Consider the following 23,454-nt stretch of genomic DNA (forward strand, 5'->3'; position numbering starts at 1 on the left):
TTACTAGCGCCGTGGCCTGACGCGGATGGCTTGGTAGGGCTTGCCGGGTAACTCGACCCCGAAAGCAGCGTCCGCCTTGCCCCCGCGCACGACCGAGCCATGGCGTGTTGGATGCGGAATTGGCGCCGCCACTTTCGTGGCGGGCGTCACGGTCATCTTCCAGGCATCGATCACATCGACGTCGTAGTCGCCATCTTCGAGCGGTAGGCCGGTAGACCAGATGACCGGCTGATGCTCGCCGAGATAGATGTAGCGAAGATCGCCCTCGCTGGCGCCGGAGACCCGGCTCCACGGCCAGGCACTGTTGTGGCCCATCGGCTCCAACCCATTGCTGACGTCCTCTTCGATGAGGTCGCGCAGGAAGCCGATCCGCTTCCACGCCTCGCCGTGAAGCCGGCCGCCCTTGGCCCACCAGATCAGATCCTGGGGGTGCATGTAGGTTTCGCCATGCCCGGCATAGCCGCCGCGCATGACGGTGAGCCAGAAGCGGTGCACCAGTTCTTCGGCACTGATGTTGCCCCATGGGAAGACGATGTTGCCTTCATATTCAGGTTCGTCGTTTACGACCGGCTTGCCGTAGGCGTCGCGCCATTCGGGCGTGCGTTTCACATCCCAGTTCTGGATGCAGACATGGCTGACCCACGGTTTGCGGTGGTCGAAATTCATCGACTGCTCGCCATTGTGGATCGATTTCAGATGTTGGTAGGGGTCGTTTTCCTCGAGGATATGGAAGTAGCGGTCCCACTGCGCCATCGGCTTGGTGTCAAGCAGGAAGTCGTACTCGTTGGCCAGCGACCACCAGACGTTGCGGTACGCGGCAAGCCGTGCTGCGAGGTAGGCGACATAACGGAAATCCTGGGCCGCGCTCATGTTGGCGTAGCCCCAACGGTCATAGGGATGGAAGATGATGATGTCGGCCTCGATGCCGAGATCGCGCAACGCGCCGACCTGCGCCTCGAAATGGCGGAATGCCAAAGGGTTCGGCCGGTCGAAATCTTCCTTGCCGTCCGGCCCGGCCTCGAAGATCGCGTGCAGCGCCGCATTGACGTTGAAGGGATAGTCTTTCGGGAAGACACCCATGCGCAGCTTGTTGAAGCGCGCATTCTTTAAGGTCGCCAGCGTCTCGGCCTGCATGTCGAGCGGCTGGTGCGTCCAGGCATAGCAAGTGGTGCCGAACGGGAAGTAGGGCGTGCCGTCGGCATAGGCGAAATGGAATTTGTTGCGCACGCGCACCGGACCGTGGTTGCCCGCGGACGGTGCGGTTGCCTCGAAGGCGCCGCTCTTGCCCGCCAGCGACGGGATGTTGGAGTGCGTGACATAGCTCCAGCTGCCTTCATTGTCCGGCATGAAACGGATGCGGTAGGTGCCGTCGCCATCGTAAAAGCCTGGAACCGCGATGCTGCGGTTCGCTTGCGAAAAGCTAGCGGACAACTCGATCTCGACGAAGGGGTTGCTATCCGCGGGGCCCTTCAGTGCGATCTCGAATATGTCCCATTTCTCGACTGTCGTGCCGTCGGCCATGCGTGGTTCCTTGCGTTGCTATTCCTTGACCGCGCCTGAGGTCAGCCCCGAGACGAAGTAGCGCTGGAAGATGAGGTAGACGATCGCCGCCGGCAGCACCGTCATCACGATCGCCGCGTTGAGCTGGCCGTAGTCGCGGGCGAACTGGCTCTGGAACGACATCAGGCCGAGCGGCAACGTCCAGCGATCCGGATCCTGCAGGATGACCAGCGCCATGGCGAACTCGTTCCAGGTGGCGACGAAGTCGAGGATCAGCAGCGCCGCAAGCACCGGCAGCGACACCGGCAGGAAGATACGCCGGAATACGGTGAAATGCGACGCACCGTCGATAAGCGCCGCCTCGCTGAGCTCCTTGGGCACCTCCTTGAAGAAGCCATGCAGGATGAAGACCTGATAAGGGACGCCGAAGGCGAGATAAGGCAGGATGATGCCGACATAGGTGTTGATCAGCCCGAAGCTGTTCACCTGCTTGAAGATCGGCGCCAGCATCACCTGGAACGGGATCATCGTGCCAAACACGATGGCAAGGAAGACCACCTTGTGTCCCCAGACCTGGATGCGGCTCAGCGAATAGGCGGCCATGGCCGATATCATCAGCCCGAGCGGCACCTTGATGACGGTGATGATGGTGCTGTTGACGACCGTTGTGCCGAAATCGCCGCGCCGCCAGGCATTGGTGAAATTCTCCCAGGCGAGGCTGGTGGGCGGAGAGAATGCGCCGGTCCCCATCACCGTGGCGTTCGATTTCAGCGACGTGAAGATGATGAAGATGAACGGAGCGATCCAGACCACGGCGACGATGATCAGCGCGATCCACAATGCCACCAGCAGCGGATCCACCCGCTCCGCGCCGGCCTGGCGAAAGGGGCTGGCCACGCCGCTCATTGATAGGCCTCCTGCCGCTTGAGCGTCCAGCGCAGATAGGGGATGACGATGGCAACGGTGATGAGCAAGAGTACGACGGAGATGGCGCTGCCACGGCCGAAGTCACCGAGTTGCATGGCTTGCGTATAGGCCCACATGGCGAGCATCTGCGTCGATTGCGCCGGTCCGCCGCCGGTCATCCCGTAGACGATGTCGAAGGCTTTCAGCGAGTTGATCAGCGACAGGATCAGGACGATGGTTATGGTGGGCCTCAGCGCCGGCAGTGTCACATAGCGGAACAGCTGGAAGCGTCCTGCGCCATCGATGCGGGCGGCTTCGACCAGCGTCTGCGAGACGCCTTGCAGCCCGGCCAGGAACAACACCATCGAGAAGCCCGCGACCTCCCAGACATAGCCTATGAAGACCGAATAGAGCGCGACGTTGCGGTCGCCCAGCCAATCCTGGATCAGGTTGGGCCATCCGGCCGCGGAGAGCAAACTGTTGAACAACCCGAAGAAAGGGTCGAACATCCAGCGCCACATGGTTGCCACGGCGATCGGCGCTATGATCACGGGCATGTAGAACAGGGCGCGTAGCGGCGAGCGGCCAGGGATGTTCTGGTTCAGGCCAAGCGCCAGCCCAAAGCCGATCAGCGGCGGGAAGATGACCGACAGGAAAGTCCAGATCAGCGTGTTCTTGAAGGCGACCCAGAACACCGGATCGTCGTGCAGCACGTAGCGGTAGTTGTCGAGCCCCACCCAATGCTTGTCCGCGTTCAGTCCATTCCATTTCATGAAGCTGAGCTGGATGACGTCGATCATCGGATAGAAGGCAAAGACTGCGTAGGCCAGCACCGCGGGCGCCAACAGCATCAATCCCTGCAGGGTCGGATCCTGCAGTTTTCGGCGAAGCTGGCCTGACCGGGCAGGCATTCGCGCATGGCGATCGGCGGCGGAAATGTTCACGGCCATGTATCGTCCCAGGAGCGGTGCAAGAGAATCGGCTGGCCGGCCCCGGCCTGCGGCTTGTCGGGGCCGGCCATCGCGAGGTTCAATATCAGCTGCGGTTGCCGATGAATTTCTGCAGCTCGGCGGCTGCCGCCTTGGGATCGAGAGTGTCGCTAGCAACCTCGTTGATCACCCGGAAATATTCGGTGGTGACGTCGAGCGGGAAGGCCTGGTCGCCATTGACGAACGTCGACGGGAACTTGCCGAAGATCTCGATCCATTTCTGGTCGAGCGGTTCGGCGCTCGTGTACTTGACGTTCTTGTTGACCGAGATCGAACCGAAATCGCCAAGGTGCTTTTGCTGCACGTCGGTGGATTCGAGATAGTTCAGGAACTTGGCGGCGATGTCGGGAACTTTGCTCTTGGTCGAAATGTAGTTGTACTCGGCGAAGCCGTAGAGGCGGTCAGTACCGGTCGGGAATGGGAACAGACCAAAATCCGCAGTGCGGTTTTCGCCCTTAAGCTGACCCACCAGCCAGTCGCCTTCAAGCATCATGGCGGCTCGACCGCCGAGGAAGAGATTGAACGACTGCGCCTGATCGATCCCCATGAACGGCTTCAGCGTGTAATTCGATGTCCATTTGTGGAACTCCTCGAAGGAGGCCGTGGCGCAGGCCTCGTCTGCCCAGCTCACCTGCATCCCCATCAGACGGTCATGCTTCTCGACCCCGCATTTGGTTTCCAGGATCATGTCCATGAGACGCATGACGTGCCAGTTGACGGTTCCGCCAAAGGTGATTGCCGGGATGCCGGCGGCTTTCAGCTTCTCGGCGTCCGCGACAAGTTCATCATAGGTCGCGGGGGCCGTGGTGATGCCGGCCTTCTCGAACAACGCCTTGTTGTAATAGAGCGCCTCTCCGTGGAATGTGTAGGGCACGCCGTGCCTGCCACCCTCATACTGCTTGGAGAAGGAAAGCGCCGGTGAGAGCAGTTCATCGTCCCACTTGTATTCGGCGTAGAATTTGTCGAGCGGCAGGCTGAGTCCCGCCTTGACGAATTCGCCGCCAAGGCCAAGGCCGCCCCACATGAAATAGATGTCCGGTCCCTGGTCGGAACCTGAGGCGACCCGCAGCGCCGACTTGTGTTCATCGGTGCCGCGGCCTTCCACCTTGATGGTGACACCAGGATTGGCAGCCTCGAATTCCTTGACGATGTCAGCCCATGCCTTGTTGGCGGAATCATTGGCGAAGGTCAGGGTCCAGACCTTGACCTCTTGCGCGGACGCCGCGCTGGCGACCACCATGGCGATGGCGCCAAAAAGCGCTACGCGCCGAAGTTTCCTCGATGTCTGCATAGTCTCCTCCCTTGACCGTGTACCCGCATCCGCCGAGCCCTGACCAACCTTAGCGGCAACCATCATCATGTCAACTGGTATGATGAGATGAAGAGCAGAGTTGTTTGGCCAGGGCTTTCCCCGAACCGGCGGACCGGCGCATGCTGGTCGTACCTTTCCTTCGCCGACTGCGTGCGCCTCGTCGCTGCATTTCTCACCGCGCCGCGCGGCCACACGATCTCCTTCGGCATCTCGGTTGCCCTCAGCCATCGCGGAGCTTTCTTTTGCAATTCGCCAAGCGGATTCGACATCCCGCCTTGCTGCGGCTTCCGCTTCCTTGGGATTACGTGACCGGATGGCTTGGCCTGTCGAAACACGGATCATGATTTCCGTCCTTCTCCCGCAGGCTTTCAGGTCGGCGCTGCCGGCGATCGGCGGTCAGAACATCCTGCTGTTGAAGGGAACTGCCCTGGCCTCGACGATCACAGTCTTCGAACTTATGGGGGCGGCCAACCTCGTTCGCGCAGACCTTTCGGGTTTACGAGCCTCTGTTCGCCGCGGCTCTTGGATATTTCTTGCTAGCGGCATTGATCACGGTTGGTTTCGGTTTTTTCGAGAGACGACTTGTTCGACGGTATCGAGTGGCACCGGTTCGGATCACCTGTTTATTCCACACAGGGTTCACTGAATCCGTCATTCGCTTCGGCCAGCCATGGCAGCGAAGCCGGAACTGGTTGGTTCGATGGGTGGGGGAAAGGCGGTAGCGCTCTCCCGCCATCATCCCCCACGAGCAGAGAGCCATCCCTATTTGCAGGTCGCAGCCGCCGATAAGCGCCCGAACCGAACGCCGGCCTTCATTGCACCAGGAAAGTCCGCCCACCCACAAGGCAGGCTACATTCCACGGCCTTGCAGGAAACCCTTCAGCAAAACCAATAACTTGTCGGAGATGCCGATGGTACCTTGGCTGGGATCGATACTTTCACCAAGTTATTGTTTTTATTCTATTTTTTTCGTTAAAATGCCAAATTTGTATCACAATAGGTATCACAATATGTAGCACATTCTCGGCGAACTAACCGACCGCAGGCGAGTGTCGAAGCCAGGGCACCATCCTCGCACAGCATCGACACCTCGGCGTCCTGCTACCCACTCCGCTGCGCTGGGCTGAACACTCTTCATCCACATGAAATTGGTGGGTCCGGACGGTCACCGTTGCTACAGGAAATCAATACGTTAGCAGATGGTTCGCCAAGCCGTTTCCTTCGTATTCTCTCGTATGGTCTGGCGAACCAAAGCACCAGGAAGACGACTAGTTTCCATGCAAGCGCCTCAGTTCTATCCACAAAGAAGGTCACTTAGTGCATCTTGACCAAGCGCAATGAGCGCGGCCGGATTGGGGCCGGAAGCGGCCGGTCCGGGCTGAGGACAAATCGGTAAAAAGCAGACATCTCTATGCTAGACATCGCAACAGTCATCCGGACCTGCTGAATACGTCAGGCTCACGCAGCCATCGAACCGACGAACAATGATAACCGAACGTCGCCGTCGAGGCTTCTATCTGCACCATGACGCAAGTCCGAGCCCATCCGTTTTCAAGATGGCGTCAATGGTTTCCAGATGTGGGTGGAAATGATGTCGCGCAGTTCCGTTCGCACAGCACGGAAGAGTGGGCGAAAGTTCGAGGACATCGGTCGCTGTGAGGAGGTCGCGAGGATCAGCTGTCGGGTAATCGGCGGGTCGAATGGCCAGACCTCGATGCGGCCAGCCTCCACAAGGAGATGGACGGAAGCATAGGGCAGAACCGTATAGCCAGTGCCCTCCTCAACCAGCAGCAAGGTTGAAGGCATCGCCTCCAGCTCCATCTCGACACGTGGATAGATGCCATGCTCCGCCAGGGTATTGTCGATGAGCCGCCGCAGTCCATGTGGGCGGCTGGGCAAGATCATCGGCAGCTCGGCGAAGATGTTGAGGCCGACCGGCCCGCGCGGCAGCACGCGTTCGGGCAAGACCGGTCCGATCAGAAACAGCTCGTCGTCGGCCAGCGGTTCGGTCAGCACCGAAGGATGGTTCGGTGAATTGTAGAGCACGGCGGCATCGATGCGACCGGCGATCAGCCATTCCAGGATATGGCCGCTGAAACCTTCGATCACCTGCAACGCGACATTGGGAAACTCGTTCTTGATCTTTTTGACCAGCGGCACCGTCAGCACGGTGCCGACCGAAGGCGGCACGGCCAGCACCAACCTTCCCTTCGGCGAGGATTTGAGGTTCGAGACGGCATTCTGCGCCAGCCGCATCCGCTCGACGATCTCGTCGGCATAGGCCTTCAAGAGCACGCCCGCCTCGGTCAGCACGACACCGCGGCCGTTGCGATAGAACAGCTCGACGCCGAGCTCCTCCTCAAGCCCACGAATATGGCGCGTGACCATCGGCTGGGTGACGTTGAGGTCGAGCGCGGCCTTCGAGAAGCTGCCAGCCGCACCGACGGCGATGAATACCTGTAGCTGCTTCGTGTCCAACTTTCACCCTAACCATCCGCTGCCGCAGCGCTTCCAGGCTCCCCAATGGTGTCACGTGCCGAACGGGTACTTCTGGCCTCGGACATTCAGGAACACGGCGTAGACCGATGTTGTCGCCGTGATGAAGAGCCGATTGTTGCGCGGCCCACCAAAGGCCAAATTCGCAACCATTTCCGGCACCTGAATTTTCCCGATAAGTTCACCCTCGGGCGTATGGCATTGTACGCCATCCCATGCGCTGATCCAGAGATTGCCCGCGACATCAACGCGAAAGCCATCCGGAATGCCAGGCGATATGTCGGCGAAGACGCGGGAATTTACCAATCTGTCGCCGTCAACGTCAAACTGCCTGACGTGATGCGGAGCGCTGCGGTCGGTGAGGAAGCCGGAGTCCGAAATATAGAGGCGCTTCTCGTCGGGCGAGAAGGCGAGCCCGTTCGGCATGGAAAAATCATCGGCAACGACGGTGATCTTCCCCGACTGCGGATCGATCCTGTAGACGTGGCAGCCCGTCTGCTCCTGCAGGCCCTTGCGGCCGACATAGTCTGAAATGATCCCGTAATTGGGGTCGGTGAACCAGATGCTGCCGTCGGATTTCACGACCACATCGTTCGGCGAATTCAAAGGCTTGCCATCGTAGGAGGAAGCCAGCACCGTGATCGCGCCATCCCATTCGGTGCGCACGACGCGACGCTCCCCCTGCATGCAGGTGACCAGCCTTCCGTTGCGATCGCGCGTGTTGCCGTTCGGGTTGGAGACATGGCTTCGGAACAGCGAAATTGCCCCCGTGTCCTCGTCCCATCGCAGCATGCGGTCGTTGGGAATATCGCTCCAGATCAGTGAGCGAAGGTCGGCGAAGTAGACCGGTCCCTCCGCCCAGCGATTTCCTGTATGGATGGTTTCGAGAAATGCGACCGGGTCAATCAGATCCCCGAACCGCGCATCGATCGTCTCGTAGCAGGACATCCGCCGCCCCCTCGCCTATGGCAGCCGGATCGCGACAGTCTTGGTCTCGGTGTAGAGCTGGAGCGCCTGTTCGCCAAGTTCGCGCCCCCAGCCCGATTGCTTGAACCCGCCGAAGGGCATGGTGACGTCATTGAAGTTGTGGCAGTTCACCCAGACCGTGCCGGATTTGATCTTCGCGGCCAGCCGATGCGCGCTGCCCAGATTGTTGGTCCAAATCGAAGCGGCAAGGCCATACTCGGTGTCGTTGGCATCCTTGGCGAGTTTGTCCAGGTCCTCGTCGTCGAAGGGCATCGCGCAGGCCACCGGCCCGAATATCTCTTCGCGGATCACCGACATGTCCGGCCGCGTCCGGGAAATGACCGTCGGCTTGACGAAATAGCCGGTGTCACCGGCCCGCGTGCCACCGGTGACGATCTCGGCGCCGTCACTCCTGCCTTCCGAGATCAGTCGGGTGATGCGTTCCATCTGCTGCTGAGAGACGACGGGGCCAAGCTCCGTCGCAGGATCAAGCCCTGCGCCGAGCTTCAGCTTTTCGGCGCGCGCCGCGATCCCGGACATGACCTTGTCGTAGATCTTCTTGTGAACGAAGAAACGCGTTCCCGCGCCGCAGCTCTGCCCGGCATTGAAGAATGCCGCACTCGAGGCGCCCGCCACCGCCATGTCGATATCGGCGTCGCCCAGCACAATGGTCGGCGCCTTGCCACCAAGCTCGAGGCTGACCTTCTTGAGGTTGCCGGTCGCGGCGCGGGCGATCAGCCGACCGACTTCGGTCGAACCGGTGAAAGCCACCTTGTCGATATCGGGATGGGCAGCCATCGCCGCGCCCACCGTTTCACCAAAGCCGGTCAGGATGTTGACCACGCCTTCCGGAAAGCCGGCGTCCTGAACCAGCTTGCCGAAATAGAGCGCGCCGAGCGGCGTCTGCTCGGCCGGTTTGAGCACGATGGTGCAGCCGGCCGCCAGTGCCGGCGCCACCTTCCAGGCCAACATGCTGAGCGGGAAGTTCCATGGAATGATCTGACCGACGACGCCGACCGGCTCGCGGCGTGTGTAGGCGTGCCAATCACCCGGCGCGTTGATCGTCATCGTCTCGCCGTTGATCTTGGTGGCCCATCCCGCATAGTAGCGGAACGTTTCGGCCGTAAACGGCACCTCGCCATTGCGGGAATCGCCGATCGGCTTGCCGCTCTCATAGGAATTGAGCGTTGCCAGCATACCGACATTGGCATCGATCAGATCGGCGAGTTTCCAGATCAGCTTCGCGCGTTCGGCCGGCACCATTTTCGACCAGGGACCGTCGATCGCCTTGCTCGCGGCATGGACCGCCAAATCGACATCGGCGCCATCGCCGGCCGGTACCTGCGCGATGACCCGGCCGTTCGAAGGATCGACCACGTCCAGCGTCTTTCCCGAAGCTGCCGGGAGCCACGCGTTGCCGATCAGCATCGCATGCTTGCCGCCGACAAACGCCGCCACCTTGGGGTCGAGCGATGGCACGGCATCGAAATGTATGGTCATGGTTTCCTCCAGAAGCATCTGGTCTATCAGCGCTGGACGAACGGCGCGGGAATGGAGTTGCCCGCATCGATCCAGATGCTTTTTTCTTGAAGATATTCGTAGATGGCGGTCTGGCCGTTCTCGCGGCCGATGCCCGACTGTTTGTAGCCGCCGAAGGGCGAGAGATAGCTGGTGGCGCGGTACATGTTGACCCACACGCTGCCGGCCTCGAGCCTCTCGGGCAAGCGGATCGCCCGACCGAGGTCCTGCGTCCACATCCCGGCGGCAAGCCCGTAGATGGTGTCGTTGGCGATGGCCACCGCCTCGTCCTCGTCCTCGAAGGGTATGACCGACAGCACCGGTCCGAAGACCTCTTCCTGGGCGATGCGCATGGACTGCTTCACGTTGCCGAAGATCGTCGGCTCCACGAACCAGCCGTCGGCAATCGATGTGTCCTCGGGTATCTTGCCGCCGAGCAATTGCGCAGCGCCCTCACCGTTGGCGATGCTGATGTAGTCGAGCACTTTCGCGCGCTGCGGCAGAGTGGTGATCGGACCGACCTGGGTCTCGGGATCGAGCGGGTCGCCAATCCTCGCGGTCTTTGCGAAGGCGACCAATTTCTCCGTCACCTGGTCGTAGATGGAACGCTGCACGAGTGCGCGCGAGCCGGCGATGCAGGTCTGGCCGGTCGCGGCGAAAATGCCGGAAACGAGACCGGGAATGGCTGCCTCCATCTTGGCGTCGGCGAAGACGATGTTGGCGGATTTGCCGCCGAGTTCGAGCGTGACCTTCTTGAGCCCGCCAGCGGCAGCCTGGTAGACGCGGCGGCCGGTCGCGTCGCCGCCGGTGAAGGCCACTTTGGCGACATCGGGATGGGTGACGAGGCGGTCGCCGATTTCGTGGCCGAAACCCGTGACGATGTTGACGACGCCCTTGGGAAATCCGGCTTTCTCGAAAAGCCGGCCGAAGAACAATGCCGACACCGAGGAGAATTCCGACGGCTTCCAGACGATCGTGTTGCCGGCGGCGAGCGCGGGAGCAAGCTTCCATGTCGCCAGCATCAAGGGTGAGTTCCACGGTGTGATCGCGGCCACCACCCCGAGCGGCTCGCGGCGCGTGTAGTTGAACACACCCGGCTTATCGATCGGGATGACCCGTCCCTCGATCTTGTCTGCGAACCCGCCAAAGAAGCGAAACCATTGCGGGATGTATTTGCACTGCATCCGCATTTCATTGATCAGCTTGCCGTTGTCGCGGGTTTCGAGAACGGCCAGGGTCTCGGCCTCCTCCGCCACGAGGTCGGCAAAGCGCGTCATGATCTGCCCACGAGCGCTTGGGGTCATCGTCCGCCATTCGCCGCGGAAGGCGGCCGCGGCTGCCTGAACGGCCGCATCCACATCGGCAACGCCGGCGCGCGGAACCAGCGCCCAGGCTTTGCCGGTGAAAGGATCGAACGATTCGAAAAAATCCCCTGACTGCGCGGCGGCCGAGCGGCCGCCGATCAGCATGGAGAGTTTTTCCGTGGCGAGCGGCGGACGGGTTGTCATGCTCCGACTTCCTGCATCGCTTCGCGCGCCACCCGGAAAGAATCGACGCCTGCGGGCACCCCGGCATAGATCACGACCTGCAGAAGGACTTCGCGGATCTCGTCCTTGGTCACGCCGTTGGTCAGCGCGCCCTTCACGTGCATCTTCAGCTCGTGCGGACGATTGAGCGCTGCAAGCATGGCGAGGTTCAGCATGCTGCGGGTCTTCTTGTCGAGCGTGTCGCGGCCCCAGACGGCACCCCAGCAATATTCCGTCACGAGTTCCTGCAGCGGGCGATTGAAATCGTCGGCGCTGGCGAAGGATTTCTCGACGAATTCAGCGCCCAGAACCGACTTGCGGATTTCAAAACCCTTGTCGAATACGTCTTTGCCCATTGGATTTTCCTTTCCGGTTGATTGGGAGATCAAAGGCCGGGAGTCGGCCGATATTTGCGGCCGCGCGCGATGACGTGGCCGAGCGAGCCGTTGGTCAGGTAGATCTGCGTCGCCTTCGAATCGTAGGGGACGTTCTCCTGGCCGGGATAGCCGATCAGTTCGCGCACGCGCGGGCTCATATAGTAAGTGGCGATGGCAATGGTGGTGATCGCCGAGAAGGCTTCGCCATCCTCCTTGTTGAGGCTTTCCAGGCGATCCTCGGCGCCGTTGGCCGGATCGACTGCGATGCCGCGCGCAAAGCCAGACTTCAGATCAATGCGAAAATCCAGCGACTTCTCGACATCGGCGTAACCGCAGACGTCGCTGAACTTCGGCATCTTGCCATGCGCGGGGATGAGGAAGTCTGCGAGCGCGAAGAAAGTGTTCTGGTTCGACATGTCAGGCCACCTTCTGGTTGCGGCGCTCGGCGATCATGCGGCGCGTGTTGCGCAGCGCGACTGCCATGATGGTCGCCGTCGGGTTGGTGGCGCCCGAGGTCGGGAAGGTCGACGCATCCATGACGTAGAGGTTCGGCACGTCGTGGCAGGCGCCCCATTGATCGACGACCGAGCACTTCGGATCGTCGCCCATGACGGTGGTGCCGATGAGATGCCAACCGGATTCACGCACCGGCGTCGAAACCAGCGTCTCGATGGCGCCGGCGGCGCGCACCGATTCCAGGCAGCGGTCGATGTTGAACTTCAGCAGCCGGTTGGAATTCTCGTTGACCTTGTAGACGATCTGCGGCGCGGGCAGCCCGTCGGAGTCCGTCATATCCTTCGACAGGACCACCTGGTTGCTCTCCTCCGGGAGATCCTCACCGACAATGCCCCAGATCAGCGAGTGGCCGAAGCGGCGCGCTACATTTTCATGCAGGTTGGCGCCCCAGAAATCCTGGAACCGGCCGCTTTCGGCGACATAGACCTTGGAGCCGATCGCCCCGGATACGCCGACCGGTCCGCCCGACGGCATGCAGTTCCATTTCGAGCCGCGCACGAAGCCGCGGCTTTCGTCGGTCTCGTAGAACTCCAGCGAATAGACCTGCTGGCCGAAGGGACCGCGCCAGGAATCCAGCGGATCCTGGTAAGAGGCGAGTACGCTTGCAAAGGGATGCATCATCAGCCGCTTGCCGACCATGCCCGACGAGTTGGCAAGGCCGTCCGGGTTCCCGGCTCCTCCCGACATCAGCAGCAGCCGGGGCGTACCGACGCCATTGGCGCACAGGATCACCACCTTGGCGCGCTGGCGCCGATCGCGACCGTTTGCATCGACATAGACGACACCGGTCGCCAGCCCCTGGTCGTTGGTCTCGATCTCCTTGACACGGGCGCGGGTGACGAGCCGCGCGCCGGCCTTCAGGGCCAGTGGCCAATGCGACCGGTCGGTCGTCGATTTCGCGCCCTCCGGACAGCCCGTCAGACAGGTTCCGCGGCGCACACAGGGATTGAGTTCGCCGAACTTCTCCGACGGGATGGCGTTGCTGCCGGGCCACCAGTGCCAGCCCATCTTCTCCATACCCAGCGCACCGCGTTGGCCGACGGAGCCCATGGGGAGCGCCGGAAAGGGATAGGCGCCGCGCGGCGGGTAGGCCGGATCGCCTGCTAGGCCGGAAACGCCCACTTCGCGTTCGATCTCGAGCTGGTAGGGCAACAGGTCTTCGTAGGTGAACGGCCAGTCCTCGGCCACGCCATCCATCGAGCGCACGCGGAAGTCGGACGGCAGGAAATGCATCCATTGCGCGCCGTAGAGCGTCGCGCTACCACCGACGCCGGCAAACATCAGCGGGTTGATGTCCGTGGTCGATGTGTCGACGGGATAGTCGTTGGGATTGTCGCGGACGTTGGGATTGGGATGCCAGAGCTTGGTACTGACAAGCTCGTGCTCCGGACGGGCACCAGTATAGTCGGCATAATCTGGCCATTCGCCCTGCTCGAGCACGACGACGGAAATGCCGGCGCGTGCCAGATGAAGTGCTGCGACCGAGCCGGATGGACCGGCGCCGACAATCACGACATCGACCTCCTCGTCGCGCCTTGCCCGTGCACTGCGATCCGCCAGAACTTCAACGGTCATTTTCTTCCTCCCTTGCGGTCCAATGGCAACATCGTGTCAGACGAGGCGCGTCCGGTAAAACGCCGCCGCGCCGATGATGATGATGCCCTTGATGATGAGCTGCATCTCGATCGGAAATCCGAGCAGCAGCACGAGATTGTTGATCACCATCAGCACGGCCACGCCAAGCAGAGCCGCAAAGATGTTGCCGCGCCCCCCGGTCAGCGCGACACCGCCCATGACGGCGGCGACGATGGAGTCCAGTTCGTAGCCCTGGCCAACCCAGTTCGAAACGGTGCCGACATAGCCGAGGAGGAACAACCCGCCTATTCCCGCGCAGACCGAACAGATCACGTAGCACAGGATGATCACGCGATCGGGTGCGACGCCGTTGAGGAACGCAGCCTTGGGATTGGTTCCGACCATGAATATTTCGCGGCCGAGGCGCGAGCGATGCAGCACCATGCCGAAGGCAATCGCCAGCACTGCCAGTGTCATCAGGTTGACGGGAACGCCAAGAATGCGACCGGAGGCCAGAAAGCCCATCCCGGGTGGCAAGGTGCTGATCGGCGCACCGCCGGTGTAGGCGAAGCGGATACCCTGCAGGATGATCATCATCGCCAGTGTCGCCAGGAACGGACTGACGTTGCGCCTGGCTACCAGCCATCCGTTCAGGAAGCCGACAACGGCGGAGAAGACGATCGCCGCCAGGAAGATCAGCGGAATGGCGTCGTTGGTAGTTGCCTTGAAGGCTGTCGCCAGCACGGCGACCGTGGCCATAAGGGACGCCACGGACAGGTCCAGCCCGCGCACCAGGATCACGAATGTCTGGCCGATCACGACCATGCCGAGCGGTGCCGCGATGGTCAGCACATTGACCAGGTTGGCCGGCCGCAGGAAGGTCGGCGACGCCGCCGCGGCGACTGCCATCAGCACCGCCAGGAAGATCACGAGCCCATAGCGTTCGAAGATGGTCGCAAGCGATAGGCCTCGTGAGCGCGGCATCGGAGTGTCGAGAGGCGCCATTGTTATCTCCGCCTCGAAGTGTGTATGCCGACGGCGATGATGATGATGAGACCCTGGATGACCCACTGGTAGTAGGACGAGACGTTCACGAAATTCAGCAGATTGTTGAGCATGGTGACCAGCAGCACGCCGAGGAATGTGCCAAGCGCGCCGCCCCTGCCGCCGGCCAGTATGGTGCCGCCAACCACGACAGGCGTCACCGATTGAAGTGTCAGCGCAGCACCGATGCGCGGGTCGCCGACGCCGGTGCGAGCGGTGAGGAAAATCGCCGCAATGCCGGCGCACAGGCCCGACAGCGCGTAGGCAAGCACGACGATGCGGTCGACGGGCAGGCCGTTCAGCCTTGCCGCTTCCCGATCACCGCCGACGAAATAGATGCTGCGGCCCGAACGGGTCCGCTGCAGCCAGAGGCCGGCCAGGGCGAAAATGGCGACGAGGATGATGGCGCTGACCGGAATGCCGGCGATCTTGGCATAGGCAACATCGGCGAAAGCACGCGGTACGGAGCCTCCCGGTTCCTTGCGATACATCAGCGTGCCGCCAAAAATGATCGACGACATGCCGAGCGTCACGATCAGCGAATGGACGCGCAGCACGACCGTCAGCAGCCCGTTGAGCGCCCCTACAGCGGTGGCGGCCACCAAGGCGAGCGGCAACGCCAGCCAGACCAGGTCCGGCCGCCATTCGAGGAAGTTCGCCAGGAAGACCGTCAGCGCGCTGACCAGCGAGCCGATCGCCAGATCGATGCCGCCCATCAGCACGACGAAGGTCTGGCCAAGGCTGACCATGCCCAGCACGATAAGCTGCTGGAACAGATTGCCGACGTTGCGCCAGGTGAGGAAGCGATCAGACAGGAGACTACCGGCAACAGCCAGCACGACCAGTAGGACCGCGACAATCAGGTATGACATCATCAGCCGGTTGCGGCGAATATCCATGGCGATGGCGCTCATGCGATCTCCTCCGCTGTCGCCTTGTGACGCTCGATCGATCTTACCGCGAGATCCATGATTGCCTCCTCGCCGAGAGCGTCGCCTTCGACTTCGCCCACGACGCGCCCTTGGGCCATCACGAAGACCCTGTCGGAAAGACCAACGATTTCGGGCAGTTCGGAACTGATCATCAGGACGCCGACGCCCGAATCCGCCAGACGCCGGACGATGCGGTAGATCTCGACCTTGGCGCCGATATCCACGCCCCGTGTCGGCTCGTCGAGGATGAGCAGCCGATTGGCGATCCTGGACCAGCGACTGAACAGCACCTTCTGCTGGTTGCCGCCAGACAGATTGCACACCTTCACATCGGGCGAAGGTGTTGCGACCGAGAAATCGTGAATCTGGCGCTCGGCCAGCACACGCTCCCGCGAGCGGTCGATCAGGCCATATTTCGTGATGCCCTGGAGGTCCGGCGCCATGATGTTGGCGGAAATCGGAAGGCCGAGAAAGAGGCCTTCGTCCTTGCGGTTCTCGGTCAGAAAACCGAGGCCGCCGGCGATGGCATCCTTCGGCACTCTCCTTGGGAACGGCTTGCCGTCGAACTCGATCACACCGCCTTCGACGGCGCGGGCGCCGAAAATGGCCTCCGCGACTTCCGTGCGACCCGAGCCGACCATGCCGGCCACACCGACGATCTCTCCGGCCTTCACGCTCAGGCTGACGTCGCGCACGCGCGAACCGGCCCGCAGGTTGCGAACGCTGAGGATGTCCGGCCCATCCGCCGGCGCCGCGCGCCGCGCGGGATAGATCTGGCTGAGGCGGCGGCCAACCATCTTGGTGATCATCTCTTCGCGGCTGATCTCGCCTACCGGACTCGTGCCAACAACCTGGCCGTCCTTCAGGATTGTCACCCGGTCGGCGATCTCGAAAATTTCCTCGAGCCGATGCGAGACATAGACGATGCCGACGCCCTCGTTGCGCAGCCTGCGCATGTTCTCGAACAAAAGGTCGACCTCATGGCCGGCAATGACAGCGGTCGGTTCGTCCAGGATGAGCAGCCTGACCTTGCCGACCAACGCCTTTGCGATCTCGACCATCTGCTGGTCGGCAAGCGGCAGTTCGTCCATCCTGGCGTGCGTGGGAATGCTGACCCCCAGCTGGGCGAGGATTTCCGCGGCGCGGGCGTGGCGGGCGCGATTGGAGATGAACCCGAACCGGCCGCGAGGCTGTGCGTCGACCAGAATGTTTTCGGCCACAGACAGCTCGGGAAAAAGCGCAAGTTCCTGATGAATGACATGAATGCCGGCGGCTCGCGCCGCCTTTGGCGATTGCCAGGAGACCCGCTTGCCGAGATAGGTGATGGCGCCGGAATTCGGCTTCACGGCCCCGCCCATGACGCGGATAAGGGTCGACTTGCCTGCGCCATTCTCACCGAGAAGGGCGTGGATCTCGCCCGGCTGCACGGCGAAATCGACCTTGTCCAGGGGTTTTACGCCGGGATACTCCTTCTCGATCTGGCTGAGTTCGACAACAGAACTGGACATTATCCGACGCTCAAAACAATCAAATCACACCCGGGTGCGCGTCCGTGGACGCACACCCGGTTGAGCTGGGAAGCTCACTTCGGATAGTCGGGATTGAACGTACTGGGGTTGTACCCAGCCGGCAGTCCGTTGCTTGGCGACAGGTCACCCGGGTCACTCATGCTGACATGGTCAAGCAGATGCCGGTCGCCCTTGACGGAGACCGTATCGGCGCCAGGCGACGTCACCACTTGGAAGCTGACCTCGACCTTGTCGGGGACCGAAATGCCCTTGAGCACGTCGAGCGCCGTTTCGATGCCGGTGATGCCCATCGACGTCGGATAGTCGATACCGACCATCTTGATGTTGTGCTGGCTGGCCAGCTGATACATCCGCGCAACGTCGCCGCCGGTGATCGGCGGAAATTCGCCGTCCTTGTAGCCGGCGTCGAGGAACGCCTCGATCGCGCCATAGCCCTGCAGCGCACTGTCGGACAGCACGCCGTCGATGGCCTTGCCGTGCTTCTGGATCAGCGCGGCCATCACCGATTTGCCGGTGGCCGGATTCCAGTCGCAATACTGCTTTTCCAGCACCTTGATTCCGGGGAACTTCGAGAACACTTCCTCGTTCGCCTTGATGCGGATTTCCGCGACGCTGGATCCGGCGATGCCCGGCAGCATGACTATGTTGCCCTTGCCGCCCAGCGTCTCGCACAGCCACTGCGCCTCGAGACGGCCGAGTGCCCAATCGGATGCGGTCACGTAGGTAATGTAGTTTGCCGGCGTCTTCACCTTGCGATCGACCATGACGACGGGAATGCCCTGTTCCGTGGCGCGGCCGACGACGGAATCGAGCGCGTCCTCGGTAGAGGCCGCAATGAGGAGAATATCGACGCCCTGGCTGATCAGATCCTGGATGTCGGCGATCTGCTTGGAGGGATCGTCGTTGGCGTCGGTGACGAGAAGATGGGCAATCTCGTCGCGGTGCTGGCCGGCCGACCAGAGGACGCCATGCTGGAAGGCGACGCGCCAGGCATTGGAAATCGACGCATTGGAAAAGCCGATCGTATAAGGACCCGCCTTCTTCCACTTCGAGGTGTCGACCATGCTGTTTGCATTCGGGTTCCACATCCAGGTGCGCGGCGCGCCATAGTAGCCGGGCCTGGTTTCGGCTTCAGCAGCGGCGGCCGGGGTGGCCTGCGCAAGCTGGAGCCCCGGCACGGCGGCGATCGCCGCGGCGGCGGCCGGCATACCCCTGATGAAGCTTTTGCGTGATATCTTGTGGTCTAGGATGTTCTTTATCGACATTGGTTCCTCCTCCTGAACGCTCGACAGAGCGCTTAAAATTCTCCTCAGAACTTCTCGCTCGCGAGACAGTATAAACAAAGAATATATGTTTATATCCCGGGCAAATCGCACAGCTATTTTCCTGACAACCTCCAATTCAGGAAAATGCGATTGAAAGCGATTTGACGCAAATTAGCAGTCGATTACCCACGATCGTCAATCTGCCGTCTTGTAATAGCTGCTATTACCTTTTTCGCCATTGGGGGCGGCGAAGAATACGACTTATCTAGCAGCCGGTGCCGGGCGCTTGAGGTGCGTTCCGTCGGAGGAGAGGCCGTGAATATTCTTGTTGTCTTGCGCATGATCCCGGATTCCGCGGGCGAGCTGCAGCTTGCTGAGGACGGGCGTAGCATCGATCGGGAATGGTTGGATTTCCAGCTGAACGATTTCGACGATCATGCCCTCGAGGAAGCAATCCTGCTCAAGGAAACCGGCGGCGCGAAGGTGACGGCGGTGGCCGTTGGCGAAGGCGCCAACCGTGTCCTGCAGATGGCTGCCGCGCGCGGCGCCGACGAAGTCGTGGCGCTTCAGTCCGAGGAGGACACCATGATCTCCTCGCGCGAGATCGCGGCTTCCATCGCGGCGATGGCGCGCGCAAAGTCGGCCGACCTAGTTCTGTGCGGCGTTCAATCGAGCGAGGATGTCTTCGGCCAGCTCGCGCCTTACGTCGGCGCGCTGCTCGACTGGCCGCATGTATCAGGAACCAACCGTATCGTTGCGAACGGCTCGGTGCTTCTGGTCACGCAAGAGCGCGGCGCGGGTGTCGCCGTCACCTATGAGTTGGCCGCGCCGGCGGTGCTGGGCGTTCAGACAGCGTCGAAGGCCCCACGCTATGTCTCCGGCAGCAAGCTTCGCGAAGCATCCAAGACGCCCATCGGCCGCGCCGCGCCTGAATCGTCAGGCTTCGAACGTTCCGCCGAGATCATCACATTGCGCCTGCCAGTCCAGGGCGGCTCCGGCGAGAACCTCGGCGGCAATGCCGAGACAGTCGCGGATCGGCTGGTCAGCATCCTGGCAGCCAAGGGCCTGGCGAGGAACTAAGTCATGAAATTGATTGCCTGTACCGAAGGCCTCTCCAGCAAGATCGAAGCCTTCTCCCTCGAAACGATCGCCGCGGCGCGCTCGCTCGCCCAGGCCGGCGACGAGGTCGTCGCCTTTTTTGCCGGCCGGGATGCGCAGGCAGCATCTGCTTCGTTCGGCTTAGCCGACCAACTGATCTCGGCCTGCACGGCAACATCGGATCTCATTCCGGCCGAGACCTATGCACGACTTCTGCGCGACGTCATCGCCGCCGAGAGCCCAAGCCTCGTGCTGGTGCCTTATTCGGCGAACGGTCTGGATGTGGCCGCCGACATCGCGGCAAGAACCGGCTGGCCGCTCATCTCCTATGTCAATGAAATCAAGCGGGACGGCGAAAACCTGACGGTCATCGCGCAGATGTACGGCGGCAAGATCCTCGCTGAATGCGCGGTGCAGCTGCCGGCGATCCTGATGGTCAATCCGGGCGCCTTTCCCGAAGCAACGCCTGGTCCGATCGATACAGCGAGGGTGCGCACGATCGATGCCGAACCCGCGCTCACCAGCGGCAAGGTGAAGATGGTAGCCATCGACGTGCCGGACTATGCCGATGTTGATCTGACGACAGCCGAGAGGATCGTGTGCGTGGGCCGCGGCATCGGTGACGAGGCAAGCATCGACCTTGCCCGCGATCTGGCGACGATGCTGGGGGCGGAGATCGCCGGCAGCCGTCCTGTCGTCGACAATGGCTGGCTGCCCAAGCTGCGCCAGGTCGGAAAATCCGGCCAGAAGGTGAAGCCGAAACTCTATCTGGCGCTCGGCGTGTCCGGTGCGCCCGAACATCTCGAAGGCATGTCGCAGGCCGACCTCATCATTGCCGTCAACACCGATCCGAAGGCCCCCATCTTCAATGTCGCGCATTACGGCGCGACCTGTGACCTGTTCGATCTCGTCGCCAATCTGAGCGACAGGCTGCGGGCCGGCTCTGGCCGTTGAGATGGCATCGACCCTGCCACTCTGGATCCTGGTCATCACAGCACTCGCGTTGACGGCCTGGCGCTCGCGCCGTTACGCGGTTGCTCTTGCCAATGCACCGGCAGCGGCCCGCTTCGATCGCCCGATGCTGCGTCTCCAGGGCGTGATGGTCGCCATCGGCATGCACCGGAAAATGCTCCGCAAGCCGCTTTCCGGCGTGCTTCACGCAATCATCTTCATTTCGTTCTTCGTGCTGTTCACCGCCACGATCGATGCCTTCGGCTCGCGGCTATTTCCCGGGTTCTCACTTGCCCCCATCGGTGGCGAAACCTGGATTGCCGCTCTGCAGGATGTCTTTTCGGTGCTGATGCTGGTCGGCGTCGGACTTGCACTCTATCAGCGTTACGTGCTGCGGCCTGCCCGTTTCGACGGATCGAGCGGCAGTGACGCGGCAATCATCTATGTGTTGATCGTTCTGATCGTGGCGTCCCTGCTGCTTGAGGCGGCGGCGCGCATAGCCGGTGGCGCCGACGGCTCGTGGCGGCCGGTCGCGTCGGTGCTGGCAGGACTGCTCGATCGTGCCGGCATGTCGGCACATGCGGGCGAAGAGCTGTTCTACTGGGTTCACGTCGGCGCCATTCTGGCATTCCTTGTCTATATCCCCGGTTCGAAGCACCGGCACATGTTCCTTGCCGCACCCAACATCTACTTCCGCAGCCTGGAACCGCGTGGCCTGGCGCCGGCGGTCCCGGAAGCGCGTGAGGCTCCAGGCATCGACAGCCTGGGACAGTTCGACTGGAAACAGCAGCTCGACCTTCTGTCCTGCACCGAATGCGGCCGTTGCCAGGCGGTCTGCCCAGCCTATGCGGCCGGTCTGCCGCTCAGCCCGAAGTTGCTGATCACCGACTTGCGCGATGCGCTTGCCGCGGGACCATCGGCCGCCCCGCTGGTCGGCGGCGTGATTTCCGAGGAGACGCTGTGGGCCTGCACCACCTGCCGTGCCTGCATGGAGGCTTGCCCGGTCGAGATCGAGCATCTGCCCAAGATCATCGACATGCGCCGTCATCTGGTCGACGAGGGCCGCGTCAGCCCTGGCCTGCAGGAGGCGCTATCGAACCTGACCCGTCTCGGCAATTCTATGGGCAAGCCTTCCAAGATGCGGGCCCGCTGGACCAAGGAGCTCGGCTTTCCGGTCAAGGACGCGCGCGAGGAGCCCGTCGACGTTTTGTGGTTCGTCGGAGACTACGCATCCTACGATCCGCGCGTTCAGGAAATCACCCGCAAGGTTGCCGAACTGCTAACCGTGGCCGGTGTCGACTTCGGCATTCTCTTCGATGCCGAGCGCAACAGCGGCAATGATGTGCGGCGTGCCGGCGAAGAAGGTCTGTTCGAGACGCTCGCTCAGTCCAACATCGATGAGATCAAAGCATGCAGCTTCAACCGGATCATGACCACCGATCCGCATAGCCTGAATGCGCTGAAGAACGACTATCAGCATTTCGGCGCGGCGTTCGAGGTGCTGCACTATACGGCGCTGCTGGCGGAACTCATCGCGGCGGGAAAGCTCGACCTGCATGTCGCCGACGGCGCCGGGGTCACCTATCACGATCCCTGCTATCTTGGACGCTACAATGGCGGCTTCGATGCGCCGCGCGAGCTGATCCGCGCCGCCGGCTACACGCTTTATGACATGCCGCGCTGCCGCGAGAACTCCTTTTGCTGCGGCGCCGGCGGCGGCCGCATCTGGCAAGGCGACGACGGCGTGACCGAGCGGCCGAGCGAGAACCGCATCCGTGAAGCGCTGAGCCTGGGTGACGTCGCCTATTTCGTCGTGTCCTGCCCGAAGGACAAGGTGATGTACACCGCCGCGATCGATGCGCTCGGCGTGGCCGACAGATTGAAGGTCGTGGACATAGCGGAACTTCTCGTACCGCGAACAGGCCAAGCGCTCGAAATGCCCACTGTGGGAACGACCTGACGGAATGCGATCCAAGAGATCGAGACCAAGGACCATGGGCAATAGGCCCCGAAAGAGGAGAGAGCGATCATGTCGACCCTGAAAATCGGCTTTGTTGGCATTGGAAAAATGGGCACGCCGATGGCGACCCGTCTCATCAAGGCCGGATACGAAGTGACTGTCTACGACGTCGACAGCAAAGCCGTTGCGGAGTTGACCGATGCGGGCGCGAAAGCCGCTGCCGGTGCGCGCAATGTTGCCGATGTCGCGGAGATCGTCTTTGCCAGCCTGCCCAGCCCGCAGATCCTCGAAAAGGTCGTGCTCGGCGAAGGCGGCATCGCTGAGGGCAAGGCAGTTCGCATCTTCGTCGACATCTCGACGACGGGCCCGCGAATGGCCGCCAAGGTTGCCGAAGGCCTTTCATCCAGGAACATCGCCATGATCGACGCGCCCGTTAGTGGAGGCTTGAAGGGCGCGCGCAACGGCACGCTCGCCGTCATGGTGTCGGGGCCGAAGGCTGCCTTCGAAACCGCAAGGCCGGTGATCGAGAATTTCGGCCGGATATTTTTCATGGGTGAAGTTCAGGGCTCCGCCCAGACCATGAAACTTGCCAACAACCTGCTTGCGGCGGCAGCACTTGCGATCTCCTCCGAAGCGGTCGTAATGGGCGTCAAGGCGGGTCTCGACCCCAAGGTGATGATCGACGTCATCAACGCCTCGAGCGGCCGCAACAGCGCCACCGAGGACAAGTTCCCAAAATCCGTTCTGCCGCGCACATTCGATTTCGGTTTCGCGACAGGCCTGTCCTTCAAGGATGTACGCTTGTGCGTGGATGAGGCGGAGGCGATGGGTGTGCCGATGGTGGTGGGCAGTGCCGTGCGCCAGTTGCTCAGCGTGACGAACCAACTCTACGGGCCTGAGTCCGATTTTACCTGTATGGTCAAGACTATCGAGACATGGGCGCATGTGGAAGTCGGCTCGGCCCAGACCACAGATGTCGCCAAAGCGAGCTGAT

The 23,454-nt window shown here is 61.8% G+C and carries 19 protein-coding genes; 4 read left to right on the plus strand and 15 right to left on the minus strand.

All coding sequences use genetic code 11. The features are described from left to right. Positions 1-3: 3 nt before the first annotated feature. From JG747_RS30430 to JG747_RS30500, 15 genes are all read right to left on the minus strand, one after another. On the minus strand, positions 4-1,521 hold the full coding sequence (locus JG747_RS30430) for a DUF5060 domain-containing protein (RefSeq protein ID WP_069091316.1): 1,518 nt from the start codon (positions 1,519-1,521) through the stop codon (positions 4-6). A gap of 18 nt (positions 1,522-1,539) precedes the next feature. After that, a complete protein-coding gene (locus JG747_RS30435) occupies positions 1,540-2,406 on the minus strand; it encodes a carbohydrate ABC transporter permease (protein WP_019860314.1) in 867 nt (288 codons plus the stop codon). Continuing rightward, on the minus strand, positions 2,403-3,356 hold the full coding sequence (locus JG747_RS30440; RefSeq protein WP_019860315.1) for a carbohydrate ABC transporter permease: 954 nt from the start codon (positions 3,354-3,356) through the stop codon (positions 2,403-2,405). Before JG747_RS30440 ends, JG747_RS30435 begins: the two co-directional genes overlap by 4 nt. Before the next feature lie 85 nt (positions 3,357-3,441). Next, on the minus strand, positions 3,442-4,686 hold the full coding sequence (locus JG747_RS30445; protein WP_064986191.1) for an ABC transporter substrate-binding protein: 1,245 nt from the start codon (positions 4,684-4,686) through the stop codon (positions 3,442-3,444). Between the two features lie 1,572 nt (positions 4,687-6,258). Next, positions 6,259-7,185, minus strand: coding sequence for a LysR family transcriptional regulator (locus tag JG747_RS30450; RefSeq protein ID WP_202360654.1), 927 nt, complete (start codon positions 7,183-7,185; stop codon positions 6,259-6,261). 51 nt (positions 7,186-7,236) lie between these two features. Then, the gene (locus tag JG747_RS30455) at positions 7,237-8,151 is read right to left on the minus strand and encodes an SMP-30/gluconolactonase/LRE family protein (protein ID WP_202360655.1); all 915 of its coding nucleotides are present in this window, start codon (positions 8,149-8,151) and stop codon (positions 7,237-7,239) included. A gap of 15 nt (positions 8,152-8,166) precedes the next feature. Beyond that, positions 8,167-9,669: an aldehyde dehydrogenase family protein gene (locus JG747_RS30460; protein WP_202360656.1), complete on the minus strand. Its 1,503-nt coding sequence runs from the start codon at positions 9,667-9,669 to the stop codon at positions 8,167-8,169. Between the two features lie 26 nt (positions 9,670-9,695). Continuing rightward, positions 9,696-11,195, minus strand: a complete 1,500-nt coding sequence (locus JG747_RS30465; protein WP_446720605.1) for an aldehyde dehydrogenase — start codon at positions 11,193-11,195, stop codon at positions 9,696-9,698. Continuing rightward, complete coding sequence (locus JG747_RS30470) at positions 11,192-11,569, minus strand: carboxymuconolactone decarboxylase family protein (protein WP_202360657.1); 378 nt, start codon at positions 11,567-11,569, stop codon at positions 11,192-11,194. The genes JG747_RS30465 and JG747_RS30470 overlap by 4 nt, the downstream gene beginning before the upstream one ends. 29 nt (positions 11,570-11,598) lie before the next feature. Further along, positions 11,599-12,006, minus strand: a complete 408-nt coding sequence (locus tag JG747_RS30475) for a hypothetical protein (protein ID WP_202360658.1) — start codon at positions 12,004-12,006, stop codon at positions 11,599-11,601. A gap of 1 nt (position 12,007) precedes the next feature. Further along, positions 12,008-13,681 (minus strand): GMC family oxidoreductase, encoded by a 1,674-nt coding sequence (locus tag JG747_RS30480; protein WP_202360659.1) that lies wholly within the window; start codon positions 13,679-13,681, stop codon positions 12,008-12,010. A 36-nt stretch (positions 13,682-13,717) separates the two neighbouring features. Then, entirely contained in the window at positions 13,718-14,686 is a 969-nt protein-coding gene (locus JG747_RS30485; RefSeq protein ID WP_202360660.1) for an ABC transporter permease, read from the minus strand. Between the two features lie 2 nt (positions 14,687-14,688). Next, positions 14,689-15,639, minus strand: a complete 951-nt coding sequence (locus tag JG747_RS30490) for an ABC transporter permease (protein WP_202360661.1) — start codon at positions 15,637-15,639, stop codon at positions 14,689-14,691. Next, positions 15,636-17,165: a sugar ABC transporter ATP-binding protein gene (locus JG747_RS30495; RefSeq protein ID WP_202360662.1), complete on the minus strand. Its 1,530-nt coding sequence runs from the start codon at positions 17,163-17,165 to the stop codon at positions 15,636-15,638. The genes JG747_RS30490 and JG747_RS30495 overlap by 4 nt, the downstream gene beginning before the upstream one ends. A 74-nt stretch (positions 17,166-17,239) precedes the next feature. Next, positions 17,240-18,451 (minus strand): substrate-binding domain-containing protein, encoded by a 1,212-nt coding sequence (locus tag JG747_RS30500; protein ID WP_202360663.1) that lies wholly within the window; start codon positions 18,449-18,451, stop codon positions 17,240-17,242. A 315-nt stretch (positions 18,452-18,766) separates the two neighbouring features. Here JG747_RS30500 and JG747_RS30505 point away from each other — a divergent pair, with 315 nt between their 5' ends. The 4 genes from JG747_RS30505 (at position 18,767) to JG747_RS30520 (ending at position 23,453) form a co-directional block, all read left to right on the plus strand. Next, entirely contained in the window at positions 18,767-19,531 is a 765-nt protein-coding gene (locus tag JG747_RS30505) for an electron transfer flavoprotein subunit beta/FixA family protein (RefSeq protein ID WP_202360664.1), read from the plus strand. Positions 19,532-19,534: 3 nt separating this feature from the next. Next, positions 19,535-20,503, plus strand: coding sequence for an electron transfer flavoprotein subunit alpha/FixB family protein (locus JG747_RS30510; protein ID WP_202360665.1), 969 nt, complete (start codon positions 19,535-19,537; stop codon positions 20,501-20,503). Position 20,504: 1 nt separating this feature from the next. Beyond that, positions 20,505-22,460, plus strand: a complete 1,956-nt coding sequence (locus tag JG747_RS30515) for a (Fe-S)-binding protein (protein ID WP_202360666.1) — start codon at positions 20,505-20,507, stop codon at positions 22,458-22,460. A gap of 69 nt (positions 22,461-22,529) precedes the next feature. Next, complete coding sequence (locus JG747_RS30520; protein ID WP_202360667.1) at positions 22,530-23,453, plus strand: NAD(P)-dependent oxidoreductase; 924 nt, start codon at positions 22,530-22,532, stop codon at positions 23,451-23,453. Position 23,454 lies beyond the last annotated feature (1 nt).

This window comes from Mesorhizobium sp. 131-3-5 (assembly GCF_016756575.1).
Classification (GTDB): Bacteria; Pseudomonadota; Alphaproteobacteria; order Rhizobiales; family Rhizobiaceae; genus Mesorhizobium; species Mesorhizobium jarvisii.

Excerpts from the sequence above, each read along its gene's own strand:
- JG747_RS30430 (WP_069091316.1), bottom strand. The coding sequence starts at position 1,521 with ATGGCCGACGGCACGACAGTCGAGAAATGGGACATATTCGAGATCGCA.
- JG747_RS30435 (WP_019860314.1), bottom strand. The coding sequence starts at position 2,406 with ATGAGCGGCGTGGCCAGCCCCTTTCGCCAGGCCGGCGCGGAGCGGGTG.
- JG747_RS30440 (WP_019860315.1), bottom strand. The coding sequence starts at position 3,356 with ATGGCCGTGAACATTTCCGCCGCCGATCGCCATGCGCGAATGCCTGCC.
- JG747_RS30445 (WP_064986191.1), bottom strand. The coding sequence starts at position 4,686 with ATGCAGACATCGAGGAAACTTCGGCGCGTAGCGCTTTTTGGCGCCATC.
- JG747_RS30455 (WP_202360655.1), bottom strand. The coding sequence starts at position 8,151 with ATGTCCTGCTACGAGACGATCGATGCGCGGTTCGGGGATCTGATTGAC.
- JG747_RS30460 (WP_202360656.1), bottom strand. The coding sequence starts at position 9,669 with ATGACCATACATTTCGATGCCGTGCCATCGCTCGACCCCAAGGTGGCG.
- JG747_RS30465 (WP_446720605.1), bottom strand. The coding sequence starts at position 11,195 with ATGACAACCCGTCCGCCGCTCGCCACGGAAAAACTCTCCATGCTGATC.
- JG747_RS30470 (WP_202360657.1), bottom strand. The coding sequence starts at position 11,569 with ATGGGCAAAGACGTATTCGACAAGGGTTTTGAAATCCGCAAGTCGGTT.
- JG747_RS30475 (WP_202360658.1), bottom strand. The coding sequence starts at position 12,006 with ATGTCGAACCAGAACACTTTCTTCGCGCTCGCAGACTTCCTCATCCCC.
- JG747_RS30480 (WP_202360659.1), bottom strand. The coding sequence starts at position 13,681 with ATGACCGTTGAAGTTCTGGCGGATCGCAGTGCACGGGCAAGGCGCGAC.
- JG747_RS30485 (WP_202360660.1), bottom strand. The coding sequence starts at position 14,686 with ATGGCGCCTCTCGACACTCCGATGCCGCGCTCACGAGGCCTATCGCTT.
- JG747_RS30490 (WP_202360661.1), bottom strand. The coding sequence starts at position 15,639 with ATGAGCGCCATCGCCATGGATATTCGCCGCAACCGGCTGATGATGTCA.
- JG747_RS30495 (WP_202360662.1), bottom strand. The coding sequence starts at position 17,165 with ATGTCCAGTTCTGTTGTCGAACTCAGCCAGATCGAGAAGGAGTATCCC.
- JG747_RS30500 (WP_202360663.1), bottom strand. The coding sequence starts at position 18,451 with ATGTCGATAAAGAACATCCTAGACCACAAGATATCACGCAAAAGCTTC.
- JG747_RS30510 (WP_202360665.1), top strand. The coding sequence starts at position 19,535 with ATGAAATTGATTGCCTGTACCGAAGGCCTCTCCAGCAAGATCGAAGCC.
- JG747_RS30515 (WP_202360666.1), top strand. The coding sequence starts at position 20,505 with ATGGCATCGACCCTGCCACTCTGGATCCTGGTCATCACAGCACTCGCG.
- JG747_RS30520 (WP_202360667.1), top strand. The coding sequence starts at position 22,530 with ATGTCGACCCTGAAAATCGGCTTTGTTGGCATTGGAAAAATGGGCACG.